This window comes from Hyphomicrobiales bacterium (assembly GCA_030688605.1).
Lineage (GTDB): Bacteria > Pseudomonadota > Alphaproteobacteria > Rhizobiales > NORP267 > JAUYJB01.
The window spans coordinates 1-8245 of sequence record JAUYJB010000044.1; the positions used below are offsets into that span (position 1 = coordinate 1).

7 protein-coding genes and 1 pseudogene are annotated in these 8245 nt (G+C 65.6%); 4 read left to right on the forward strand and 4 right to left on the reverse strand.

Annotated features, from left to right (window positions below; translation table 11 throughout):
- Positions 1 to 356 precede the first annotated feature (356 nt).
- The 4 genes from Q8P46_05695 to Q8P46_05710 all read left to right on the forward strand — a co-directional run bounded on the left by Q8P46_05695 (position 357) and on the right by Q8P46_05710 (position 4629).
- A complete protein-coding gene (locus Q8P46_05695) occupies positions 357 to 2144 on the forward strand; it encodes an alkaline phosphatase (protein MDP2619655.1) in 1788 nt (595 codons plus the stop codon).
- Positions 2145 to 2241: 97 nt separating this feature from the next.
- Positions 2242 to 2694: a hypothetical protein gene (locus tag Q8P46_05700; GenBank protein ID MDP2619656.1), complete on the forward strand. Its 453-nt coding sequence runs from the start codon at positions 2242 to 2244 to the stop codon at positions 2692 to 2694.
- Complete coding sequence (locus Q8P46_05705) at positions 2672 to 3391, forward strand: ATP-binding cassette domain-containing protein (protein MDP2619657.1); 720 nt, start codon at positions 2672 to 2674, stop codon at positions 3389 to 3391. The genes Q8P46_05700 and Q8P46_05705 overlap by 23 nt, the downstream gene beginning before the upstream one ends.
- Positions 3388 to 4629 carry an ABC transporter permease gene (locus Q8P46_05710; protein ID MDP2619658.1) on the forward strand — a complete coding sequence of 414 codons (1242 nt, stop codon included), beginning with the start codon at positions 3388 to 3390 and terminating at the stop codon, positions 4627 to 4629. Before Q8P46_05705 ends, Q8P46_05710 begins: the two co-directional genes overlap by 4 nt.
- Before the next feature lie 369 nt (positions 4630 to 4998).
- Here Q8P46_05710 and Q8P46_05715 read toward each other — a convergent pair.
- From Q8P46_05715 to Q8P46_05730, 4 genes and pseudogenes are all read right to left on the reverse strand, one after another.
- Positions 4999 to 5157, reverse strand: a pseudogene (locus Q8P46_05715) (hypothetical protein).
- 242 nt (positions 5158 to 5399) lie between these two features.
- Positions 5400 to 6932 carry a CHAD domain-containing protein gene (locus tag Q8P46_05720; protein ID MDP2619659.1) on the reverse strand — a complete coding sequence of 511 codons (1533 nt, stop codon included), beginning with the start codon at positions 6930 to 6932 and terminating at the stop codon, positions 5400 to 5402.
- 409 nt (positions 6933 to 7341) lie between these two features.
- Positions 7342 to 8031 (reverse strand): phosphate regulon transcriptional regulator PhoB, encoded by a 690-nt coding sequence (gene phoB, locus Q8P46_05725; protein ID MDP2619660.1) that lies wholly within the window; start codon positions 8029 to 8031, stop codon positions 7342 to 7344.
- Between the two features lie 10 nt (positions 8032 to 8041).
- The coding region (locus tag Q8P46_05730; GenBank protein MDP2619661.1) for a PhoU domain-containing protein at positions 8042 to 8245 on the reverse strand (204 nt) is incomplete at its 5' end.

The following is an 8245-nucleotide window of genomic DNA, read 5'->3' on the forward strand; positions in this document are numbered from 1 at the left end:
GGCTTCATCAACGTCCGCGGCCTCATCAAGGCGCAGGCGGTCGCGCTGTGGCACGCCCTCGCCCATAACCTGATGGCGGCCCATCGCCTGCGCACCGCGACCAGCTAAGCCGGCCGCGGACACACATTCGGCGACATCAAAACCAACAACGCCCTGCCCAGACCACTGCAGCCATGTACAAAACGCCGATTCCTTCACAAGCTCCTTGGCGGGGGAGCCCTGAACCTCTGGCTGAACAGCGCCAAACACTGATTGCGCGAGGATGTGCCTGGGTTTGACTTCATCGGGCTGTCATCGGGCTGTCACGCGCGCGCGTTAACTCTCCGCAGGATATCCCAAGATGTAGGAGGTTCTCGATGCGCACTCGTCTCACACGCTCGGCGGCAACCACGTTTCTTCTCACAGGCGTGGCGGCAACCGCGTTTCTGGTCGGCCCCGCAATGGCCGCGAGTATCTTTCCGGTCGATCGCGCCGACATCCTCTCCGGCAGCCGGTTCGACTTCAAGGTCGAGTTCAACGGCGTTGTCAATCCCGACGACGTGAAGGTGACCGTCAACGGCGAGGACTTCACGAACGTCCTCGGCAAGGGTGACTTCGTGGCCAAGGAGGACGGCGTTGACGCTTCCGCGATCATCGTTCGCGACGTCTCGCTTCTCCGCCCGGGCCTCTACGTCGTGGAAGCCGCCGAGGGCGACCATAAGGCGACGGTGACCTGGAACGTCTATCAGACTTCCGGCACGCGGCATGCCAAGAACGTGATCCTGTTCATCGCCGACGGTCTCTCCATTGCCCATCGCACCGCGGCGCGCATCATGTCCAAGGGTATCGCCGAAGGTAAGTACAAAGGCGTGCTTGCGATGGACGACATGCCGCACATGGGGCTGATTGGAACGTCCGGTGTCGATTCGATCATCACCGACTCGGCCAATTCGGCGAGCGCGTACAACACCGGGCACAAATCGAGCGTCAACGCGCTCGGCGTCTATGCCGATCGCACCCCCGACACCCTCGACGACCCGAAGCAGGAAACCCTCGCCGAACTCGTCAAGCGTCGCCTCGGCATGGCGGTCGGCGTCGTCTCCGATGCCGAGCTCGAGGACGCCACGCCGGCCGCCGTGGTCGCCCATACCCGCCGGCGCGCCGAAAAGGCCCAGATCGCCGAGATGTTCTACGACCTCCAGCCGGAGGTGATGCTCGGCGGGGGGTCAGCCTATTTTCTACCCCAGTCTACCCCCGGCTCGAAGCGCAAGGACGAGAAGAACCTCGTTGACATGTTCCAGCAACAAGGGTTCCGGCTCGCCACGTCGGGACAAGAGATGACCGCCGCGGTCAATGATCCCGCCACCACCAGGCTGCTCGGCCTGTTCCATACCGGCAACATGGACGGCGCGCTCGACCGGCTGTTCCTGCGTCCCAACTATGTCGAGAAGTTTCCTGATCAGCCCGACCTCACCGAGATGACGGACGCGGCGATCAAGGTGCTGTCGCGCAACCCGAACGGCTTCTTCCTCGCGGTCGAGGCCGCCCTGGTGGACAAGTACTCCCATCCTCTCGATTGGGAGCGGGCAGTGTTCGACACCATCATGTTCGACCAGGCGGTCGCCATCGCCAAGCGCTTCGCCGAACAGCGCGGCGATACGCTGGTGATCGTCACCGGCGACCACACCCATGGTCTTGCCATCGTCGGCACGATCGACGACGACAAGCCGGGCGAGGAAATGCGCGACAAGGTTGGAATCTATGCCGATGCGGGCTATCCCGCCTATGAGGACGCGGACGGCGACGGCTACCCCGACCGGGTGGACGTCGTGAAGCGGCTCGCCGTGTTCTTCAACAACTACCCGGATCACTACGAAACCTGGCGTCCGAAGCTGGACGGGACGTTCGCCCCGGCCATCCAGAACGAGAACAGGCAGTACGTTGCGAACGAGGCCTACAAGGATATTCCCGGTGCGACGTTCGTTCCAGGTAACCTGCCGCGCGATGCCGACACCGGCGTGCACACTGCAGACGACCTGGTCGTGACCGCGATGGGCCCCGGCTCCGACATGATCCGCGGGTTCATGGACAACACCGAGACCTTCCGTGTAATGGTCGAGGCGCTCGGCATCAACGGCGGACCGCGCACCGCCTCTGCTGATTGACCGCAATCCACGGGCTCTCCGGGGTCGCCTGCGGCTCCGGGGAGCTGTGGGCGCTGGCTGGGTTGCCCGCCTGGAGACTTCCGAGGAGGTTGGCACTTTGACAGCGAAGTCGCGAATCTCCCGCCGCCAGGCCATCGGTCTGCTCGCGGGGCTGCTCTTGCCCGGGCCCGCCGGAGCGACGCCCGCGGCGCTCCGTTTCGATGATCTCTATTCGAAGGTCACCGTGCTCGGGCTGGAATTCTCGGACAAGGTCAAGTCGCTGGACGGTCAGACCGTGATCATGCGCGGATTCATGGCGCCGCCGCTTAAGGCCGAAGCGAGCTTCTTCGTGCTGACCGAGATTCCGATGGCGCTGTGCCCGTTCTGCTCGTCCGATGCTGACTGGCCGGACAATATCGTCGTGGTCTATCTCGGCCGCCGCCAGACCTTCGTGCAGTTCAACAGGCCGATCGAGGTCGAAGGCGTGCTGGAGCACGGCTCCTGGACCGATCCCGATACCGGCTTCGTCAGCCTTCTCCGTCTCCGCGATGCCGTCTTCCACACAGTCTGAGAGCGCCGGGCCGTGCCTCGTCCTCGAGGAGATTGCGGTGACCTATGCCGGCCTGCCGGCGCCAGTCCTGTCGATCCCGCAGCTCGCCTTCGCCGCCGGTGTACGCGCCGCAGTAACGGGACCGTCGGGCGCTGGCAAGACCACGCTGATCAACGTCATCACCGGGCTGGAAAAGCCGGGCAGCGGCCGCGTCTTTTGGAATGGCGAGAACATTGCCGGCCTCTCGGAGGTGGCGCGCGATCAATGGCGGGCCGAGACCATCGGCCTCGTCATGCAGGAATTCCATCTGTTCGCCGGCATCTCGGCTGTCGAGAACGTGCTGCTGCCCGCCCGGCTTAGAAGGTGCGCTGACGCCGCCTCGAAGGCTCGCGCCCATGCGCTGCTCGACCGCGTCGGGCTCGGCAAGCACGGCCAGCCGATCGAGACGATGTCGCGCGGCGAGATGCAGCGGGTCGCGGTCGCCCGCGCGCTGTTGCGAAAACCACAGCTGATCGTCGGGGACGAGCCGACCGCCAGTCTCGATCCCGAAAGTGCCGCCACCGTCACCGATCTCCTCTTCGAGCTGGCAATGGAGGAGGGTACAATGCTCGTCATTGCCTCGCACGACGAGCGGCTCATCGCCCGCATGGACCGGCGGATCAGGCTGGTCGCCGGCCGCCCGGTCGATGACACCAGACCGGGGGGTCTCGCCGCATGATCCGGTTCATTCTGGCCGACCTCAGGCGGCTTTGGGCGGGATCGCTCGTCGTCGCCCTGCTCGTCGCGCTGGCGACGGCGCTCGGCGTGACCGTGACCCTCGATGAGCGCGCGCTCCGCCTCGGCAGCGCGCGTGCCGCCGACAGCTTCGACCTGGTCGTCGGCGCGGCCGGCAGCGAGACGCAGCTTGTGCTGTCGTCCGTGTTTCTTCAGCCGGCGCCGCTGCCGCTGATGTCCGGGGAAATTCTCGCGCGCTTGGCGCAGGACCCGAGGGTCGTCTGGGCGGCGCCGGTCGGCTTCGGCGACTCGTACGAGGGATATTCGATCGTTGGAACCACCCTGCCGCTCGTGGACGCTGCGGGCGGCGACCGCCCAATCGAAGGGCGCCGGTTTGCAGCGCTCGGCGAGGCGGTCATCGGCTCCGAGGTCCGTCTCGGGCTGGGCAGCATCATCAAGCCGATGCACGGCCTCGTCGATGCGGGCGGCCAAACCCACACCGAGCTCGCTTACACCGTCGTCGGCCGTTCGCCACCGGCCGGCACGCCCTGGGACAGGGCCATCCTCGTGCCGATCGAGGCGGTTTGGGCGATCCACGGCATGCACGATGCGGATCACGACGCCGACGAAGACGAACACACCGAAGAAGAGGCCGGACATGGCACGGCTGCCACCGAACCGTTGGGCGGCCCGTGGAACGCGGAAACGCCGGGCATCCCGGCGGTCCTCGTCAAGCCGAAAACGGTGGCCGATGCCTACCGGCTGCGTCAGGAGTACCGGTCTGACACGACGCTCGCCGTCTTTCCCGGCGAGGTCCTGACCAGGCTCTACACGACGCTTGGCGACGCCAGGAAGGTTTTGACCTGGGTTGCTGCCGGCTCGCAGGGGCTGGTGGCCGCCGCCGTTGCGCTGATCGCCATCGTTCACGTCGGCCAGAGACGGCGCCAGATTGGGGCCCTCAGGGCGCTCGGCGCGCCGCAGGCCGCGATTTTTGGGATCGTCTGGTTGGAGATATTTGCGCTCGTTGCCGTCGGCGTTGCCGCCGGCTTCCTCGTCGGCTACGGCGCCGCGCGGTTCATCGCCGACAGGTTCACCGGAGAAAGCGGCATCATTCTGCCTGTCGGTTTCAACGCGGCCGACTTCGCCCTCGCCGTCATCCTGCTCCTGGTCGCCGCCGCGCTCGCCGCGGTGCCGGCCGCTCTCGCCTACCGCCAGTCGGCCGCATCGGCCCTGCGCATCTGATATAAGCCTCCTAATACTGGCTATCGCTGGAGTTAGAGTCGTGACTCCAGATTCACTTGTTGCATGTGAGGTGGTCCCATCTTGTTGGACAGGTTGGCGGTGCAGTTAAGGTGTATTCCGGTGCCTGATCATGCCGCCAGGATCCTGGTTGTCATGTCCTGCTGATGCCGTTGAGCCTGTGGGGAGGTGCGCAAGGTGCAAGCCTTGTCCATCATATCCACAGGCCGGCCGTTTCCGTAAGCCTTGGCCGGCATCCGGCCGGCCAAGGGTGGCAGGCGAGAGGCCGGCCTCGGCCGCGATCTGCTTTCCCGTCCAGTGCTGACGGCGCAGCGCGACAGCCTTGTCCAGGACTGGCCGCGGTGTTGGCCTGTGCAGGCCGGCGACGCGGACCATGAAGAATTCGTCGAAATTGGTGGCGGAAATGGAGAGGAAGCGCAGCCGCTCGAGCAGCGGATGGCCGCGATTGTGCGCCTCCTCCATCACCCGGCGGTTGAACTCCAGCCAGGACAGCTCGCGGTTGACGAAGCGCGCGGGGCCGAAGCTTTCGGGCGTCGCCGGCTTGGGCGCGGCGGCGGGCGCGTCCGGCGCGCGGTGCGCGTGAACGCGCGCGCTCCTCCTTCTCTTTCGTGGCTGTCGTGGGCTGGGTGTCCATCGGCTCCTCGCCGCCCCCTTGCATTCTATTGATTTAGACCGCAGCATGGCAAAGGCCGGCTGAGAAAGATTTAATCGCTCAGAGGAACGATAGAAAGACGGGGGGCTTCAGAGGGGCGTCAGCGCCAGAACGGCTTGATCCCGGCCAGTTCCGCATGGGCCTTTGCCGCGGCGGCCATGGCCGCGTCGCGGCGGACATCCTCGTGCCCGGTCAGCAGCCCGGCGGCGTAGGCGCGTCTCAGGCTCGACCGCTTGCGCCGGACGCCCATCGAATTGAGCAGATTCTCGTGCACCGCGATGTCGTTGAGATCGCCCAGGCCGTCCTGCAGGCGTCCCAACGCCGGCAGGAATCTTTCTCGTCGCTTTGCCGCCCGCCTGCCCTCGAACAGCTTGGCGAAGAACTCCGCCGCGTAACGCAGCTTCTTCACCTGGATGCGCAGCCTGTGTCGGCTCGGCGCGTCGAGTTCGGCGAATATGCGGCCCTTCTTGCGCACCTTGCGCCAGCGCCGCTCCAATTGCTCGGCAGCGGAAATCTCAATCGGCTCCTCGCCGGGGCTATCCTCCTGTGGCATCGACCAATTCCCGATCTCGATCCAGGCGGCGGTCTCCAGCGTCAGCGCGCGGAAGCGCCGGGAGGAGACGGCGCTCTGAGCCTGCGCCAAAGCCGCCGCGTGCCGCTCGGCAAGCTCCCGCGACAGCGACGGCAGGCCGTCGCGGTTGGCGTGCTGCTTCTTCGCCGGCGCGACGACGCTCTTCATCAGCACTTCCAGCTCGCGCGCGTCGGTAAGCTCACCCGCCAGCCATTTCAGCTCGGCCTTGATCGCCGCCGTCTGCGCGTCGCGCAGCAGGTCGGATATCAGCGACATCGCCGCGCGCAGCCGGCGCAGGCCCACCCGCATCTGATGCACGCCCTCTGCGTCACCCCTGAGCAGCGCAGCCTCGTTGCCGACGATCTGCTTCAGACAGGCGCGGCCGATGATCTTGAAGGCATCGCGCTTTGTCGTGCCGGCGGCGAGATCGACCGGCGCCGCCTTGACCGGCAGGCCCTCCTCGCCATCCATCAGCTGGTAGCCGCGGTCCGACTTGCTCTTGAAGGCGAGCCGCACTGGGAGCGCCTGCCCGAGCTCGCGGGCGACGGCGAACAGTTCGGCAAGGTTGCCGCGCTCCAGCTCCAGCTCGATCTCGCACAGAGGCGCCGAGCGGCCCTCGCTGTCGATGGTCCCCCGATCGAGCGTCAGGGCGATCGAGCGCGCCTCGTTGGAGAGCGGATAGACCGTCCGCCGCACCCGCGTCTCGAACAACGGCTTGAGCCTGCGGCGCAGCTTCTTGCTCACCAGCGGCTCCAGCGCGGTCCCGGCTGCAAGGTCGAGGTCCGGCTTGTCGCTGGCGATTTCGGTTTCCCACTCGCCGCGCTCGAACAGCCCTGGCTTGCCGGATTTGATGGTTTGGACGAAACGGTCGCCAATGCGGCGTACGCGCAGCATCACGCCTTTCTTATGAAGCTCGCGGTTGCGCGTATCGAAATAGGTCGAGACCTCGGTCGTCCGCCGGGGCGTTTTCTTGATCGGTTGGATGAGGGGAATTTTCTTGAGACGGGGAAGGCTTGCGGGCGCAAGCTCAAGCTTTATCTCGACTTCGTCTGGCGTTGTCATGCGGCCCCCGGTCAATGTTGCTCGCAACGGAACGAGGGATGCTGCCATTTCTTGCGGATTTGATCTATCGCAGTCTTGGGGCTGTGTGAGTTCCAGCGTGAAGTGCAACGCCAGACGACCTGAAAATCCACAAGAGTGAATCGAGGCGGTAGCCAAACCAGACCCATTCTGCAGCGAAATTTCCCATGAGCTACTCGCCATTCGTTGGACCGTTTCGGCCGCGATTGAAGCCACAGTCCGGGTCTGCAGATCAGGTTTCAAATTTCGCTTTCTATGCCGCCGGGGCTTTCGGATCGAGGGTTGGGTGCTAAGCGGCAACAGCAGATGCAAAGGCCCCGCCTTGTAGTGATGGTTGATGCACAGCGCCCCGACGACGAGTCTGAGTGCGTTCTCAGGTAAGGTTTAGCGGTCAAAACGGCTCGTCAAATGCGTAGCCGGCGCCGCGCACGGTGCGGATCGGGTCCTTAGCCCCACCGCGCCTGAGCGCCCGGCGCAGCCGGCCGACATGCACGTCGACGGTGCGGTCCTCGACGAAAACGTCGCTGCCCCACACGCCGTCCAGAAGCTGCGCGCGGGAATAGACGCGTCCCCGGTTCTGCATCAGGAATTCGAGCAGGCGGTACTCTGTCGGCGCCAGGGATATCTCGCGGCCGGAGCGGCGCACCCTGTGGGTCGCCCGGTCGAGTTCTATGTCGCCGGCGCGCAGCGTCTCGGCGACGAGATCGGGACGGGCCCGGCGCAACAGGGCGCGCACGCGGGCCAACAGTTCGGGAACCGAGAACGGCTTGACCACATAGTCGTCGGCGCCGGTGATGAGGCCGCGGACGCGCTCCGCCTCCTCGCCGCGCGCCGTCAAAAGGATGACCAGTACCTTGCGGGTCTCGGGGCGGCGGCGCAGCCGCCGGCCCAGTTCGATGCCGGAGATCCCCGGCAGCATCCAGTCGAGAAGGATCAGGTCCGGCGGCGCTTCCGCGATCAGAGTCTCGGCCTCGTCGCCGCGCGCCGTCGCCGCGACTTCATAGCCCTCGGCTTGCAGATTGTAGCGCAGCAGCACCCTGAGCGGCTCTTCGTCCTCGACGATCAGGATTTGCGGCGTCATCGAAGTCTTCTCAATCGTCCGATTCCGGGTAGGGGATCGCGGTCGTGCTGGTCTTGTCGCCCTTCGGCCGCTGGTCGGTCAGGGCCTCGCCGTGCACCAGATAATGGACCATCTCGGCGATGTTGGTGGCATGGTCGCCGATGCGCTCGACATTCTTCGCCGCGAACAGCAGATGGGTACAGGCGGTGATGTTGCGCGGGTCCTCCATCATGTA

Coding starts and splice junctions, on each gene's coding strand:
- Q8P46_05695 (MDP2619655.1), top strand. CDS start 357: ATGCGCACTCGTCTCACACGCTCGGCGGCAACCACGTTTCTTCTCACA.
- Q8P46_05705 (MDP2619657.1), top strand. CDS start 2,672: ATGCCGTCTTCCACACAGTCTGAGAGCGCCGGGCCGTGCCTCGTCCTC.
- Q8P46_05710 (MDP2619658.1), top strand. CDS start 3,388: ATGATCCGGTTCATTCTGGCCGACCTCAGGCGGCTTTGGGCGGGATCG.
- Q8P46_05720 (MDP2619659.1), bottom strand. CDS start 6,932: ATGACAACGCCAGACGAAGTCGAGATAAAGCTTGAGCTTGCGCCCGCA.
- phoB (MDP2619660.1), bottom strand. CDS start 8,031: ATGACGCCGCAAATCCTGATCGTCGAGGACGAAGAGCCGCTCAGGGTG.